The sequence below is a fragment of the Synechococcus sp. CCAP 1479/9 genome (assembly GCF_019038535.1).
Lineage (GTDB): Bacteria > Cyanobacteriota > Cyanobacteriia > PCC-6307 > Cyanobiaceae > Cyanobium.
Genome location: NZ_JAFKRK010000033.1, coordinates 43,631 through 58,603, shown reverse-complemented (window position 1 = coordinate 58,603; position 14,973 = coordinate 43,631). Strand labels below are relative to the sequence as shown.

The following is a 14,973-nucleotide window of genomic DNA, read 5'->3' as shown; positions in this document are numbered from 1 at the left end:
CCGATCCATTAGGGTCAGGGAAAGAGAAGAGGAAATCCCATGTCCACCTGCGAATTCACCAGTAAATCCACCTACGAATCCACCCTCGAAACGCCTCCCACCGAGGTTGCTGTTCAGCCCCATGCCAACGCCACCGAAGCCCTCCATCTGGTGAAGGAACTGGCGCGTTGCGATCCGCAGTTTGCCGCCGCCCTGAGTGCATCCGATTCGCCGCAGAAAGCGGCTGATCTGGCGCACTGTCACGGCATCGGCGTCAGTCCGGCGGCGCTCTGGCGCCAACGCGGCACCCTGGCCCACGGTGGTGTGCCCACCTGGCGCGGTTAAACCGATCCGGGGCCCTTCAACTCGATGCTGTTCCCTTCCGGATCCTCCAGGTAGAGGGCCGGCCCCACACCTTCCGCCCCGTAGGTGTGATGCAGGGGGCCGGCATCGATGCCCTGACGGCGCAGATGGGCCCGCAGGGCGGCTTCGTCGAAGGGGTCGATCCGCAGGCAGAAGTGATCCAGGTTGTGGCCGTCCGGCCCCGGTGCCGCCCCTCCCCGGCGACCCAGCTCGCCGCTGACCGCCGCCAGATCGATCAGGGCGTTGCCGGCCCTCAGGTGGATCATTCCCAGGGCTTCATTGCGTCGCGCCACAGCGCAACCCAGCACCTCGGTGTAGAAGCGCTCCATCCGCTCCAGATCCCTGCAGCGCAGCACCACATGGTCGATCCCTGCGATCTCCATGGCCGTGGCCTCCGTTCGCTCGCCTCCCAGTGTCGCCGGCCGTTGCAAGTCCATGCCGCGCCGGTCCTGCTCAGAGCACGGGCTGCCAGCTGACGCTGCGGCCATCGGCGCTGTCGGTCTGGTCGCTGAAGGGCACCACCTGGTTGCGGCCGGTCTGTTTGGCCCGGTACATGGCGTGGTCGGCCCTGGAGATGATCTCGTCGGGGTTTTCGCCCGGCCGGAGCAAGGTCACGCCGATGCTGAGGGTGATCGACAGGCTGCCGGCACTGGTGGCGATCGGCTCGGCCACGGCCCGCCGCAGCTTCTCGGCGATGGTGACCGCATCATCCATGCCCCGCACCCCCTGCAGCACCACCACCATCTCGTCGCCGCCGATGCGGGCGGCCATGTCGCCGCTGCGCAGGCCCGTGCGGATCCGGGAGGCCACCGTCCGGAGCAGTTCGTCGCCGGGCACGTGGCCGAAGGTGTCGTTGATCTCCTTGAAGTTGTCGAGATCGCAGAACAGCACGGCGGTGGCGTCCCCCTTGCGCACCACCCGGCCGGCGATGGCGGTGATGCGCTCGAGGGCCTCATGGCGGTTCACCAGGCCGGTCAGCTCATCGGTGCAGGCCCGGCGGGCCAGTTCCCGCTCGGCGGCCACCTCCTGGTCCACCGTGCGGAACGAGCCGACGATGCCGTCGAGCCGGCCCCGGCAATCCCGGTGGGGGCTGGCATGGAGTTCCACCCAGCGGTGGCTGCGGTCGTGGGCCAGGGCCTGCAGCCGTCGCACCACGGTGCGACCCTCCGCCAGGGTCTGGAGGTCCTGCTCCAGCACCGGATGGTCGTCGGGGGGGATGAAGCGGCTGAGCGGATGGCCGATCCAGTCGTCCGGCTGCCAGCCCAGCATGCAGGTGAGCGAGGGGGAGATCCAGCTGACCCGGCCCTCCTTGATCAGCAGCACCACGTCGCTGGAGTTCTCCGCCAGCAGCCGGTAGCGCTGCTCCGAGGTGGCCAGGGCCGCTTCCGCCTGCACCATCTCGGTCACGTCATTGAACTGGGCGATCACGAAGGCCAGGCTGCCGTCGGGTCGGCGGGAGCAGGACACGCTGCAGTCCACCCAGATGGGGGGGCGCTCCCCCTGGAGGAAGCGCTTGCGCAGCCGATAGGAACCACGCCGGCCGTCCAACAGTTCCGCCATCAGCGGGGCTTCCCGGTGCCGGTCCTCCGGCGGTGAGAACGAGGGCCAGCCGAGCCCCCCCAGGTCGTCCGGGTCGCGGGCAAGCAGCCCGCATCCGGCGGGGTTGATGGAGAGGACATGGCCCTCCCCGTCGAGCAGGGCGATGCCGGTGGAGGCGTTCTCCATCGTGAGCCGCAGCCGTTCCTCCGAAGCGGCCAGGGCCGCCTTGGTGCGCTCCTCCGCCAGACGGGCCTCCACCTCACCCTGGATGTCACGCCAGCTGCCCACCATGCCCAGCACGTCGCCATCGGCGCCGGACATCGGCCGCAGGGCCATGGAGATCCAGCGACCGTCGCCGTCGGCGGCACGGAAGCGCACATCGCAGCCGCTGCTCTCCCCCTGGAGGACCTGGCCGATGGCCCGATCCAGCCGGGCACGGTCCGACTCCAGCACCAGTTCGGCGATGGTCCGGTCCTTGAGGTCGCGGGCGTCGTGGCCCAGCAGTTGACGCACCGACGGGGAGACCCAGGAGATCCGCCCCTGCCGGTCGCTGCTGAGAACGACGTCGGGGGCGTTTTCGGCCAACAGCTGGTAGTGATCCTTCAGCTCCCGGTTGCTGCGTTCCTTCGCCTGCAGTTCCCGTGCCAGGTGCATCGCGACCCAGGCCATCCCGACCAGGCCGGCCAGCCGCAGCAGCAGCTTCAAGGTGCTGGCCTGGGGTGAGTGGAGCGACCAGACGACCGTCAGGACGATCGCCAGGCTCGTGAACCAGCCCACCTGGCGGGGCGTGGCGAACGAGGCGGCCAGGACCACGGGGATCCAGTAGTACGGAAACAGCGTGATTCCCAGGCGTCTCGACAACAGCAGATCGACGAGAAAAAAGCCGATCAAGGCCGAAGCCAGGAGGACCAGTCGTGATCGATAGCGACGTTGGAAAGAACGCAAATTGTGGTGACTGACGAAGGAAACGGACAATCACGGAGCCGCCGATGCCACCGACTGCCGGTGGTTCAAGGCCTCAGCGGTTCATGCCTTCCGTCTGGGTCTCGGAGCTGTTCTGGTGCCCCTTGAGGTGCTTCTCACAGGCCAGGGTCGCCGAGGCGAAGACCAACGCCATGCCGAGCATCACCGCCTGAAGTTGGGCCTGTCGCAGGAGGGGAGTCATGGGCCGGCGTCCGTCCATATCAAGAATGATTATAGGTATGGCTCCCCCCGTCTCGTCTGCAGGTCTTCTGCCCAGGGCCGTGATGACCTTCGCCCCGACGGTGGCTAACACGAAGACGTGGGAGACCTTCGGCATGACCAGCTCCACCGCAGAATCAGCAGCAGCAGCAGCAAAAGCCGCCGCCGCCGCCGCCAGCGACGATCCGCGCATCGCCCAGGTGGTGCGTCGCCACGGGGCCCGCGCCGATGCCCTGATCGAGGTGCTGCACCAGGTGCAGGAGCTCCACGGCTATCTCTCGCCGGAGTCCCTGCGGCTGGTGGCCGTTGCCATGCGGCTGCCGCTGAGCCGCGTCCACGGCGTGGCCAGCTTCTACCACCTCTTCCGGCTGGAGCCCCCCACCGCCCACCGTTGCGCCATCTGCCTCGGCACCGCCTGCTACGTCAAGGGAGGGGGACAGGTGGCGACGCGCATCGAGCAGCGGCTGGGGGTGCGCCTCGATGACCCGGTGGGGGACGGTGTCTGGGCCCTGCAGCACGTCAGCTGCCTGGGGGCCTGCGGCCAGGCGCCGGTGCTGGTGGTGGACGGCGAGCTGGTGACCCGGCTGCCGGTGGACCAGCCCGAGGAACTGGAGGCCCGGCTGGAGGCCGCCGGCTTGCCTCAGCGCACCACCACCTGATTGGCCCCCAGATCCCGGGACTGGTTCAGGGCCAGCTCCACCCGCGACAGCATGGCCTGGCCGCTGGCATCGGAGGCGGACAGGAGGCTCACCCCCGCATTCATCGCCAGGCCGGTGGCGGGTCCCTTCCCCGCCGGCAGGGCCATCTCGGTCACGACCCTGCGGATCTGTTCCGCCGTGGTGCGGGCCGATTCGAGCGGCTGATCCCAGAGCAGCAACAGGAATTCACTGCCGCCGATGCGGAACAGTTCGTCGTTGGCGTGCAGCAGCTGCTTCACGCTGGCGATCAGCCGCTGCAGGACCTCATCCCCCTTCTGCCGGCCGAGCACGGTGTTGATCGGCCGCAGGCCCTGCACGGCGAAGGCCAGGCAGGACAGGGGCACGGTGCACTCGCAGGCCCGTTGGCTGATCACTTTCAGACTGCACTCCAGCTCGGACCGGTTTCTGGCCCCGGTGAGCAGATCGGTGCTCGAGAGCTGCCTGAGCTGCTCGCTGCTCTGGCGGAACCGCTCGCTCATGGCGGCCAGATCCTGACTCAGGCGGGCCTCCCTGCGCAGGTGTTCGTGGAGGTGCCCCACCAGGCCCTGGACCTCGGCGATGACGCTGCCATCACCGGAATCCCCTTCAGGCTCAGGCCCGCCGGCAAGGCCGGGGACGTCGTCGCCGACCTCCGGCACCGAGGCACGCAGCAGTTGCATCTGGGCCTCCACCAGGCCGGCCATCAGCTCGCTGAGCAGGACCCCCAGCAGCATCAGCCCCAGCGACGCGGTGAGCAGGGTGGTGCTCTGGGCCTGCAGCTTCAGCACCACGGGGCCAGCGGGTTGCACCACCTGCACCCGTTGGCGGCCGGAGATCACGGAAGTGCTCCAGTAGCCCTGGATCCACACCTTGAGGGCGGGCCGGGGGCCCCTTGGCACCAGAATCTGCAGCCCATCCGGCTGGATCCACTCCTGCGGGGCCGGGAGGAAGTTGTTGTCCAGCCGCAGGAACAATCCAGGATTGGAGCTGATCCGGTGGCCCTCCCGATCGATGAGCAGGAAGGCCGTCGCTCCGGGGCTGGCCGGCAGTCGCCGGGTGGGCTCGTCGAGCTGGCTGGGATCCATCCGGGCCGCGGCCTCGGCGACGGTCCGCAGGTTGTCGAGCACCGCCTCCTGGGCGGCACCCTGGAGCAGGTTGCCCGAGAGGAAGGTGAGGGCGAGGGCCGGCAACGTGAAGGCCGCCAGCACCACGGAGAACACGAGGCCCCGCAGGGGCAGCAGTCCCTGACCCCTTCGGTTCCGCCACACTTGCAGCAGCACAAACAGGAGGAAGGCCCCCACCGTGTTGGCCAGGCCGTTGACCGCCTGCTTGGCGGCCGTCACGGCCACGTTTGCCGGATCGATCTGCAGCACCACGCCATAGAAGAAGAACACCATCGGTGTCCCCACCAGGAGCCAGAAGGCGATCTCGGCCAGGATGATCCGGCCTTTGAGGTCGTTCTCCGGCGGGCCGTTGAGGCGATTGACGAACACCGCCTGCCACAGGGCCTCGGCGGTGAAGATGACGATGGCCCAGGGATGGCCCCAGAGCTTCCAGGTGTAGAGGCTGGCCAGGAAGGCGACCGCCACGTTCCACCAGCCCCGGCGCCAGAGAAGGATGAGGGTGGGAACGATCGATCCGAGCAGGATCTGGATGCCGAAGAACAGCGGCAGCGCGCCCACATTGCCGAGCAACGCCAGCCCGGCCAGCAGGGCCAGCAGCAGTCCCTGGCGCACCGTCATGGTGGGGCGGGGGGCTCTCATGGCAGGGGGACCGCCGCCGGTTCGCCGCCCGCCACCGGGCCGAGCCTTGCTCCCCTGCGGAGCAGCTCCTCAAACGCCTCGGCGGACAGTGGGCGGCTGAACAGGTAGCCCTGGAAGGCCGGACAGCCGCAGCGGATCAGGAAGTCCAGTTCCTCGGGGCGCTCCACCCCCTCGGCCAGAACGTTCACCCCCAGGCCCTCGGCCATGGCCAGGGTGGCCCGCACGATCGACTGGGAGGTGGGGTTGCCGTCGACCCCATCCACGAAGGAGCGGTCGATCTTGAGTTTGTGGACCGGAAAGTTGTGGATGGTGCTCAGGGAGGAGAAACCGGTGCCGAAATCGTCGATCGCCAGTTCCACACCCATGCTTTCCAAGTTTAGAAGTTGTTCCCGGGTACCGAGAGCCGGCATCAGGCAGCTTTCCGTGATTTCCAGCTCCAGTCGTTTCACGTCCAGCCCCGAATGGCTCAGGCACGCCTGCACCATGTCCGGCACGGTCTGGCGCGAATCCTGAAACTGCCGGCTCGAGAGGTTCACCGCCAGCCGTCCGGGCTCGAATCCGGCCTCCACCCACAGCTGCCACTGGCGGCAAGCGTTCTTCAGCACCCATTCCCCGATCCTGTGGATCAGGTCGCTGGCTTCGGCGATGGGGAGGAACTCCAGCGGAGACACCGAACCGAACGTCGGACTGCGCCAACGCAGCAGGGCCTCGGCCCCCAGCAGCGTCCCCTGGCCGTCCACCTGGGGCTGGTAGAAAAGCTCCAGCTGACCCGCGTCCATCGCCCGCTGCAGATGGGCTTCGATCGCCAGGCGGTGGCGGCTGCGGACCGTCATCTCGGCCGCGTACCGCTGCACGGCCTGCGGCCCCTGGCGTCTGGCCTGGGCGAGGGCCGTGGAGGCGAACAGCAGCAGGCTTTCCGGCTCCTGCGAGTCCTGGGGGAAGCAGCTGATGCCCGCCCAGGCCGACAGGGTGAGCTCCAGCATTCCTCCCGGAGCCTTTGGATCGGTGAGAGCCGCCATCAGGGAGCGGGCCGACTCCAGGGCCGTGGGGCCGGTCGCCTCCAGGGCATGCACGATCAGGAACTCGCCCCTGCCGACCTGGGCCATGACGTCGACGGGCCCCACGAAGTGTCCCAGCCGATCGACGGCGAGCTGCACCAGCTGATCCCCCTTGGCCTGGCCGAAGCTTTCCTCGATGCGCTTGATGCCGTCCAGTTCGATCCAGATCACCACCAGGGGCTGGGCCTGCTGGCACAGCTGACCGAGCCGCAGTTCGGCCATCTGCAGGTTGGGCAGGCGGGTCAGAGGGTCATGGAAGCCGAGATACTCCAGCTGCCTGTCCTTCTCCCGCAGCACGCTCAGATCGGCGAGGGCGGCGATGTAGTGGCTGGGCTCACCGGAGCTGTCCCGCACCACTGCCATCCGCATCCAGACGGGATAGACCTCACCGCTGCGGCGTCGGTTCCAGATCTCCCCTTCCCAGCGGTCGCTGGCGAGCAGCTGTTTCCACAGGTCGGCATAGAACGCCGTCGACTGATAACCGGAGTTCATCATGCGGGGATTGCGGCCCACCAGCTCCTCCTCCGGGTAGCCGGTGATCGCGACGTAGGCCTCGTTGCAGGCGAGGATCGCCCCGCCCCGGTCGGTGACCACGATCCCCTCCTGGACCAGGGAGCAGGCCCGGCGGTGGAGGTGGAGCCACTGGAGGCTCTCCTCCAGCTGGCTCCGCAGCTCCCCCAGGCTGCGGCCTTCCTGTTCGGCCCGCTGCCGCCGCCGCTGCAGCTCCCGGGTCAGCAGGGCGGCCAGCAGGCTGGTCGTCAGACCGAGCAGCAGCACCGCCACCCAGCTGGGCAGCCAGTCAGAGGGGCCATGCAGGGGGACCTGCACCAGCAGCAGCCACCGCTCCCCCCCGGTGTCGATCCTGCGGGAGAGGGCATGGGGCAGCACGCCCGCCTCGGGGAGGTTGCGGGAGTCGTAGAGGAGCTGGGCGGGGTCGGCGCGATCGCCGATGTACAGCTGCAGATCCACGGGTTCGTGGAGCCGCACCAACGGGTGGTTGAGGGCCGCCCGCACGACATCCCGCAGCGGCAGGGTGGCGAAGGCCCAGCGCCTCGCCGGCGGCGACCCCGGGGCTGCCGTGCCCGGGCTGCTGCCGAAGGGCAGAATCTGCACCAGGAAGGCCGGCTCCCCCGGCCGGGGGCGGCCGGGGAGCAGCCACCCCTCCGGCGGTGCAGTCTCCCGGTCGGGTTCCTTGCCGGAGCCCTGCGCCCACGACCACAGATCCGACCCCAGCAGGGCGCGGCTGCCGGGATCCATCGGGGCGACCAGCCGGATCGGCGCCTGCCCGGCGGCGGCGGTCGCGAAGCCCAGGGTGCCGATGCCCTCCAGGCTGCGGCCATCGCTCTCGAGGGACGCCACGTATCGCTGCAGCTCCGCGAGGGTGACCTCCTGGGACGCCATCTGAAGGCCGACCAGACCCCGCAGCAGCGATTCGGTGTTGTCCAGCTTCCGGTGCAGGGCGGCAACGACGAGATCGGCCGCGGGCTGCTCCCGGTTGCGGTGCGCCGTGATGGTCTGATGGACGCTGCTCCAGGTCAGCAGGGCGGTGCCCAGGGCTCCGATGGCCAACACGGCAATCACCGGGGAGCTTGACTCCCGGGGCTGGGGCCCAACTGGCGGGGGAGAAGGCAGCAGGGGTGGACGCGGCGGCGGGGCCGGGCGGGACGGAAACCGTTCGCTCTGATCACCCATAATACTTTTTTCACATTTCTGGCCCACCCATGGGGGCTGTCGCTGGCTTCGCCATTCCCCCGGGGAGGCGCCGGAACGGCTGGCGGACCCTGAACCGTGTGCTGGTCGCTCTGGCGGCCCTGGTGGTGACGCTGTTGGTCGGCTGCCCAAATCAGCCTCCCCGGTTCGTGCTGGCGATGAATCCCTGGCCGGGCTACGCCTACTTCGCCCTGGCCCAGGCCCGGCAGCACTACGACCCCCGAAGACTCAGGCTGGACCTGCGCAACTTCGCCGACAACGACCGCGCGGTGCAGGCCTACATCGCGGGGGCGGCCCAGGCCATCGCCACCACGGCGATCGATGTGGTCACCATCTGCGGGGTGGCCCCGGAGCGTTGTCCGGTGATCGTCTACGTGATCGATGAATCCCGCGGCGGCGATCAGGTGCTGGCCCGCCGGGACGTGAAGGATCTCAAGGGCCTGGCCGGCCGGCCGATCGCCCTCGACCGCAGCAGCCTCTCCCGCTACCTGCTGGCCCGCGCCTTCGAATCCCAGGACTTGCCACCCCCGCTGCCCTCCCAGCTCCGCTTCCTGCCCGCCACCGCCTGGGAGGCGTCCCTGCGCCAGGGGACGGTGGCGGCGGTGGTGAGCTACCCACCCCGCAGCGAGAGGCTGCTGCGTGCCCTGCCCCTGGACACGCTGTTCACCAGCCGCCAGCTCCCCAACGAGATCCTCGATGTGCTCGCCGTCGAACCCGAGTTGCTGCGCCTTCACCCCGACGCCGTCCTGGCCCTGATCCAGGGCTGGCAGGCGGTGCGGCTGAAGGAGAGGCAATCCCCGTCCGCCGTCCGCCATGAGGTGGCCGACTACCTCGGCCTCGATCCCGGCGCCGCCGACGCCGTGCTGGAGGGGGTCCGCTATCCCGGGGCCCAGGAGCAGTACGAGCTGCTCGACCCGCAACAGAACAACCTGCCCCCGCTGCTGGAGCAGATCCGCCAGGTGCTCTACGCCAATGGCATCATCCCGGCCAACACCCCCCTGCCTGCCACGGACGACACCATGGCCCGGGGCCTCGTCAAGGCCCGCTGAACGGCGCCCCGGCCATTTCCTGGCTAGCAGAAGGAAAGGCGCCCCCGGTTCACCATGCCTTCCCCTGTGCAGGTGCGCTGCTGCGATGCCAGTGGCTGCCGTTCCGCCGGCAGCCAGGCCCTGCGCACCGCGCTGGAGGGCGCCCGTGACGCCGCCGGCCTCGATCCCTCCCAGCTGACGATCAAGCCGGTGGGCTGCCTGAGGCAGTGCGGCAGCGGACCCCTGGTGGCCTGCGACCGGCCCGGCGGCACCCGGCTCTTCGGGGGGCTGGCGCCGGAGCAGGCCGGGGCCCTGATCGCCGATGCCGTCTCCAATGCCGCCGATCCCCTGGCGGCCCATCGGATCGATCTGGAGGGTCCCTTCTTCGCCCTGCAGCGGCCGGTGGTGCTCGAGGGCTGCGGGCAGGTGAATCCCGAGTCCATCGACGACGCGATCGCCTTCGGCACCTACGCCCAGCTGCAGCGTGTCCTGCAGGAGCTCAGCCCCGAGCAGGTGCGGGACGAGGTGCGTCGCAGCGGCCTGCGCGGCCGGGGCGGTGCTGGCTATCCGACGGGCCTGAAGTGGGACACGGTGGCCCTCCAGCCCCCCGGCCCCCGCTACGTGGTCTGCAACGCCGACGAGGGGGACCCGGGCGCCTTCATGGACCGCAGCGTCCTGGAGAGCGATCCGCACCGGCTGATCGAGGGGATGGCGATCGCCGCCTACGCCGTCGGCGCCGAGCGGGGGTTCGTCTACGTGCGGGCGGAGTACCCCCTGGCGATCGAGCGGCTGCGGCTGGCCCTGCAGCAGGCCCGCAGCCGGCACCTGCTGGGCAACCACATCCACGGCACCACCTTCAACCTGCGGCTGGAGGTGCGGGTGGGGGCCGGCGCCTACGTCTGCGGCGAGGAGACGGCCCTGCTGCTCTCGATCCAGGGTCAGCGGGGCATGCCCCAGCCGCGGCCCCCCTTCCCGGCCCAGTCGGGCCTCTGGGGGGCGCCCACCCTGATCAACAACGTCGAGACCTTCACCGCCGTGCCGGCGATCCTGCGGGAAGGCGGCGACTGGTACGCCGCCATGGGCACCGAGCACAGCAAGGGCACCAAGGTGTTCGCCCTCTCCGGGGCGGTGGTCAACACCGGCCTGGTGGAGGTGCCCATGGGCACCCCCCTGCGCACCGTCGTGGAAGTGATCGGCGGCGGCGTGCCCGATGGTTCACCGATCAAGGCGGTGCAGACCGGGGGGCCTTCGGGGGGCTGCATCCCGGCGGAACGGCTGGACACCCCCGTCGACTACGAAAGCCTGGTGGAGCTGGGTTCGATGATGGGCTCCGGCGGCATGGTGGTGATGGGGCAGAGCACCTCCATGCCGGAGGTGGCGCGCCATTTCATGGGCTTCAGCGTCAACGAGAGCTGCGGCAAGTGCATCCCCTGCCGCGCCGGCACCGTGCAGCTGGCCCAGCTGCTCGATCGCTTCGTGGAGCGCCGGGCCACCCCCGAGGACATGGAACGCCTCGATGCCCTCTGCCAGATGGTGAAGGTCACCAGCCTCTGCGGCCTGGGCCAGGCGGCCCCCAATCCGGTGCTCAGCACCCTGCGCTGGTTCCGCCACGAATACGAGGCCGCCTGCCGCCAGCCCGCGGACGCCCTCGCCACCGGGAGGGTCCGCTGATGGCTGTCGTCACCCTCAACGTCAATGGCCAGGACGTGGCGGTGCCGGCCGGCGCCAGCCTGCTGGAGGCCACCCGTGCCGCCGCGGCCGACGTCCCCACCCTCTGCCACCTCGATGGCCTCAATCCGGTCTCCTCCTGCCGGCTGTGCCTGGTGGAGGTGGAGGGGTCGACCAAGCTGCTGCCCGCCTGCAGCACCGCCGCCGCCGAAGGGATGGTGGTGCACACCCACACCCCCCGGCTCAGGGAGTACCGGCGCATGACGGTGGAGCTGTTCTTCGCCGAGGGCAACCACGTCTGCGCCGTCTGCGTGGCCAACACCCACTGCGAGCTGCAGGACATGGCCGTGACCGTGGGCATGGACCACTCCCGCTTCCCCTACCAGTACCCCCAGCGGTCGGTGGATGCCTCCCACCCCCAGTTCACCCTCGACCACAACCGCTGCATCCTCTGCACCCGCTGCGTGCGGGTGTGCGATGAGATCGAGGGGGCCCACGTCTGGGACATCGGCAGCCGCGGCGGCCAGTGCCACATCGTCGCCGGCCTGGATGAGCCCTGGGGCCAGGTGCAGGCCTGCACCTCCTGCGGCAAGTGCGTCGAGGTCTGTCCCACCGGCGCCCTGTTCCGCAACACCGACACCACCGCCGAGAAACAGTCCGACCCCGGCCTGCCCGCCCTGCTGCGCACCGCCCGTGACCATCACCGCTGGCACAACCAGTGACCCCCCACCCCATGACCCCCTCCCCCGCCGCCGCCAAGCTCCGCCTCGCCACCGTCTGGCTGGCGGGCTGCTCCGGCTGCCACATGTCGTTCCTTGACCTCGACGAGTTCCTCTTCGACCTGGCCGAGAAGGTGGACGTGGTCTTCTCGCCGGTCGGAACGGACGTCAAGATCTACCCGGAGAACGTCGACATCGCCCTGGTGGAGGGGGCGGTGGCGAACGTCGACAACCTCGAGCTGGCCCTGCAGGTGCGCGAGCGCACGGCCCTGGTGATCTCCTTCGGCGACTGCGCCGTCACCGCCAACGTGCCTGGCCTGCGCAACCTGCTCGATGGCGGCCACGACGGCGCCAAGGCGGTGCTGGAGCGGGGCTACCTGGAGCTGGCCGATGCCACCGGCCAGCTGCCCTTCGCCCCCGGCATCGTCCCCGAACTCCTGCCCCGGGTGCTGCCCCTGCATGAGGTGATTCCGGTGGACATCTACCTGCCGGGTTGCCCCCCTTCGGCTGAGCGCATCCGTGAGGCGATCACCCCGTTGCTGGCCGGCGAGCGGCCCGTGATGGAGGGGCCCGCCATGCTGCGCTTCGGATGAGGACCTCGCCATGACCCGCACCGTCATCATCGATCCGGTGACCCGCATCGAGGGCCACGCCAAGATCACCCTCCACCTCGATGGGGCCGGCCACCTCACCGACACCCGCTTCCACGTGGTGGAGTATCGGGGTTTCGAGAAGTTCTGCGAGGGCCGGCCCTTCACCGAGATGGCGGGCATCACGGCCCGCATCTGCGGCATCTGCCCGGTGAGCCACCTGCTGGCGGCTGCCAAGACCGGCGACAAGCTGCTGGCCCTCGCGATCCCCCCGGCGGCCGACAAGCTGCGGCGGCTGCTCAACCTGGCCCAGCTCACCCAGTCCCACGCCCTCTCCTTCTTTCACCTCAGCAGCCCCGATTTCCTGCTGGGCTGGGAGAGCGATCCGGCCAAGCGCAATGTCTTCGGCCTGATGGCGGCCGACCCCGACCTGGCCCGCGCCGGCATCCGCCTGCGCCAGTTCGGCCAGCAGATCCTGGAGCTGCTGGGCGGCCGCAAGATCCACTCCGCCTGGGCGGTGCCCGGGGGCGTGCGCTCCCCCCTCAGCCAGGAGGCGAAGGACTGGATCCTGGATCGCCTGCCGGAAGCCCGCGCCACGGTGACCCTGGCGTTGGAGCTCTACAAGAAGCTGCTCGATGGTCCGCTGCAGAAGGAGCAGCGGGTCTTCGGCGACTTCCCCAGCCTGTTCATGGGTCTGGTGACCCCCAGCGGGCTCTGGGAGCACATCGAGGGGCGCATCCGCTTCCGGGACGCCACCGGGGCGATCGTGGCCGACCAGCTCAGCGAGGACGACTACGCCGATTTCCTCGGCGAGGCGGTGGAACCCTGGAGCTACCTCAAGTTCCCCTACTACAAGCCCCTGGGCTACCCGGCCGGCATCTACCGGGTGGGCCCCCTGGCCCGGCTCAACGTCTGCGACAGCGTCGGCACCCCCTGGGCCGACCGGGAGCTGGCGGAGCTGCGCCAGCGCAGCGGCCAGCCTGCCACCTCGAGCTTCGGGTACCACCACGCCCGGCTGGTGGAGATCGTGGCTTGCCTGGAGGCGATCGAGGTCCTGGTGCAGGATCCCGAGCTGATGCACGGCCGCATCCGACTGCGGGCCTCCCTCAACCGCAACGAGGCGGTGGGCGTCAGCGAGGCGCCCCGGGGCACCCTCTTCCACCACTACAAGGTGGATGACGACGGCCTGCTCACCAGCGTCAACCTGATCATCGCCACCGGCCAGAACAACCTGGCGATGAACCGCACCGTGCACCAGATCGCCCAGGAGTACATCCCCGATCCGGTGCCCGCCGGCGCCGAGATCCCTGAGGCGATGCTCAACCGGGTGGAGGCGGGCATCCGCTGCTTCGACCCCTGCCTCTCCTGCTCCACCCATGCCGCCGGCCAGATGCCGCTGCGCCTGCAGCTGCTGGCCGCCGATGGCACGGTGCTGGCCGAGCGCCAGCGGGGATGAGCGGCGGCGGCGTCGGCACCGGAGGCGCCCTGCTGATCGGCATCGGCAACCCCCTGCGGGGCGATGACGGGGTGGGCTGGCACCTCGTGGAGGGCCTGGGGCTGCAGCGCCACCAGCTCACCCCCGAGCTGGCCGAAGCCGTGGCCGCGGCCGACCGACTGCTGATCGTCGATGCCTGGCTGGCGCCCCCGCGCAGCCGCTGCCTGCTGCGGCCCCTGCTGGCCACGGATGGCTGGGAGCGGGACACGCACCGGGTGGCCCCCGCCCGGCTGCTGGCCCTGGCCGAGCAGCTGTTCCACCGCTGCGTGCCGGCCCACGAGCTGCTCGTGCCGGCCTTCGACTTCTCCTGGGGCGAGTGCTTCTCGCCCCAGCTGCGGCGCCAGCTGCCCCAGGCGCGCCGGCTGCTGCGGGCCTGGTTGCGGGAGGGGGCGGCGCCCCATGCATGAACTGAGCCTCATGGACGCGGTGCGGGAGAAGGTGCTGGAGCAGGCCGCTCTGCACGGGGCCGGCCGCATCACCGCCATCACCCTGCGGGTGGGCAGCCTGGCGGGGGTGGAGATCGAGGCCCTGCGCCTGGCCCACACGGTGGTGATGGCGGGAACCATCGCCGCCGGCTCCCGGCTGGTGATCGAGGCGGTGAGCGCCGAATGCCTCTGTGCCACCTGCGAGCAGCCCTTCGCGGCGCGCGATGGCTGCTGCGCGTGCCCCCGCTGCGGCCGCATCAGTCGGGAGCTGCTGCGGGGCCGGGAACTGCAGCTGGCCTCCCTGGACCTCGACTGAACCGGCGACGTCGGACCGGAATAGGCGATGGACCGGAATGGGCGGTGCAGGCGGCGAACCGCCCGAGGTTGACGGTGATCCCGCCCAGGATTGAAAAAAATCCTACCTATTTTATGTTGAAGCCCAATGGGCACTGGATTAAGGGACGAAACGTAATCTTGTGCAAGTTTTCTTATTTTGGCTTCTCTGTGCCAGGCCTGATGCTGTCCATGGCATTTCAATTCGTCCATGGAGCGGGTTTATCTGTAAATGAGTGAGAGGAGCACAACCCCCATGACTTATTTCTCGAAGAATTTCACCAGGACATTCCGTCGGACGTTTCTCCGCGGGGTGGGAATCGCCGCAACAGGTGGTCTCCTGCTTGGCGGTCCCGCGATGGCGGAAATCAGGGCTGTTGGCGAACGCACCGAGCCCGTGACGAATCCCTTGACGTCGGAATCGTCCGCAGGTCTTCCAGGGCT

14 protein-coding genes are annotated in these 14,973 nt (G+C 69.5%); 9 read left to right on the top strand and 5 right to left on the bottom strand.

The window, feature by feature from the left end; translation table 11 throughout:
- Positions 1-39: 39 nt before the first annotated feature.
- A complete protein-coding gene (locus KUG38_RS13890) occupies positions 40-324 on the top strand; it encodes a hypothetical protein (RefSeq protein ID WP_216922648.1) in 285 nt (94 codons plus the stop codon).
- On the opposite strand, the gene KUG38_RS13885 is transcribed toward KUG38_RS13890, so the two are convergent.
- The 3 genes from KUG38_RS13885 to KUG38_RS13875 all read right to left on the bottom strand — a co-directional run bounded on the left by KUG38_RS13885 (position 321) and on the right by KUG38_RS13875 (position 3,046).
- On the bottom strand, positions 321-725 hold the full coding sequence (locus KUG38_RS13885; protein ID WP_286196049.1) for a VOC family protein: 405 nt from the start codon (positions 723-725) through the stop codon (positions 321-323). The two genes, KUG38_RS13890 and KUG38_RS13885, sit on opposite strands and share 4 nt — an antisense overlap.
- 70 nt (positions 726-795) lie before the next feature.
- On the bottom strand, positions 796-2,772 hold the full coding sequence (locus KUG38_RS13880; protein ID WP_216922646.1) for a sensor domain-containing protein: 1,977 nt from the start codon (positions 2,770-2,772) through the stop codon (positions 796-798).
- Positions 2,773-2,899: 127 nt separating this feature from the next.
- Positions 2,900-3,046: a hypothetical protein gene (locus tag KUG38_RS13875; protein ID WP_216922645.1), complete on the bottom strand. Its 147-nt coding sequence runs from the start codon at positions 3,044-3,046 to the stop codon at positions 2,900-2,902.
- 133 nt (positions 3,047-3,179) lie between these two features.
- On the opposite strand from KUG38_RS13875, the gene KUG38_RS13870 reads away from it, so the two are divergent.
- Entirely contained in the window at positions 3,180-3,722 is a 543-nt protein-coding gene (locus tag KUG38_RS13870; RefSeq protein WP_286196047.1) for an NAD(P)H-dependent oxidoreductase subunit E, read from the top strand.
- Here the strand turns inward: KUG38_RS13870 and KUG38_RS13865 are convergent.
- Both KUG38_RS13865 and KUG38_RS13860 read right to left on the bottom strand, forming a co-directional pair.
- Complete coding sequence (locus tag KUG38_RS13865) at positions 3,704-5,503, bottom strand: sensor domain-containing diguanylate cyclase (RefSeq protein WP_216922642.1); 1,800 nt, start codon at positions 5,501-5,503, stop codon at positions 3,704-3,706. The genes KUG38_RS13870 and KUG38_RS13865 overlap by 19 nt on opposite strands.
- On the bottom strand, positions 5,500-8,130 hold the full coding sequence (locus KUG38_RS13860; RefSeq protein ID WP_216922640.1) for a putative bifunctional diguanylate cyclase/phosphodiesterase: 2,631 nt from the start codon (positions 8,128-8,130) through the stop codon (positions 5,500-5,502). The genes KUG38_RS13865 and KUG38_RS13860 overlap by 4 nt, the downstream gene beginning before the upstream one ends.
- Before the next feature lie 221 nt (positions 8,131-8,351).
- Between KUG38_RS13860 and KUG38_RS13855 the strand changes: the two genes are divergently transcribed.
- The 7 genes from KUG38_RS13855 to hypA are packed head-to-tail and all read left to right on the top strand — an operon-like array spanning position 8,352 to position 14,512.
- Entirely contained in the window at positions 8,352-9,320 is a 969-nt protein-coding gene (locus tag KUG38_RS13855; protein ID WP_216922638.1) for a type 2 periplasmic-binding domain-containing protein, read from the top strand.
- A gap of 54 nt (positions 9,321-9,374) precedes the next feature.
- Positions 9,375-10,970 (top strand): NuoF family protein, encoded by a 1,596-nt coding sequence (locus tag KUG38_RS13850; RefSeq protein ID WP_216922636.1) that lies wholly within the window; start codon positions 9,375-9,377, stop codon positions 10,968-10,970.
- Positions 10,970-11,689 carry a bidirectional hydrogenase complex protein HoxU gene (gene hoxU / locus KUG38_RS13845; RefSeq protein ID WP_216922634.1) on the top strand — a complete coding sequence of 240 codons (720 nt, stop codon included), beginning with the start codon at positions 10,970-10,972 and terminating at the stop codon, positions 11,687-11,689. The genes KUG38_RS13850 and hoxU overlap by 1 nt, the downstream gene beginning before the upstream one ends.
- Before the next feature lie 11 nt (positions 11,690-11,700).
- Positions 11,701-12,279, top strand: a complete 579-nt coding sequence (locus KUG38_RS13840; RefSeq protein ID WP_216922632.1) for an NADH-quinone oxidoreductase subunit B family protein — start codon at positions 11,701-11,703, stop codon at positions 12,277-12,279.
- Positions 12,280-12,289: 10 nt separating this feature from the next.
- Positions 12,290-13,732: a Ni/Fe hydrogenase subunit alpha gene (locus tag KUG38_RS13835; RefSeq protein ID WP_216922630.1), complete on the top strand. Its 1,443-nt coding sequence runs from the start codon at positions 12,290-12,292 to the stop codon at positions 13,730-13,732.
- Complete coding sequence (locus tag KUG38_RS13830) at positions 13,729-14,178, top strand: hydrogenase maturation protease (RefSeq protein ID WP_216922628.1); 450 nt, start codon at positions 13,729-13,731, stop codon at positions 14,176-14,178. The genes KUG38_RS13835 and KUG38_RS13830 overlap by 4 nt, the downstream gene beginning before the upstream one ends.
- A complete protein-coding gene (hypA, locus tag KUG38_RS13825; protein ID WP_216922626.1) occupies positions 14,171-14,512 on the top strand; it encodes a hydrogenase maturation nickel metallochaperone HypA in 342 nt (113 codons plus the stop codon). The genes KUG38_RS13830 and hypA overlap by 8 nt, the downstream gene beginning before the upstream one ends.
- Positions 14,513-14,973 lie beyond the last annotated feature (461 nt).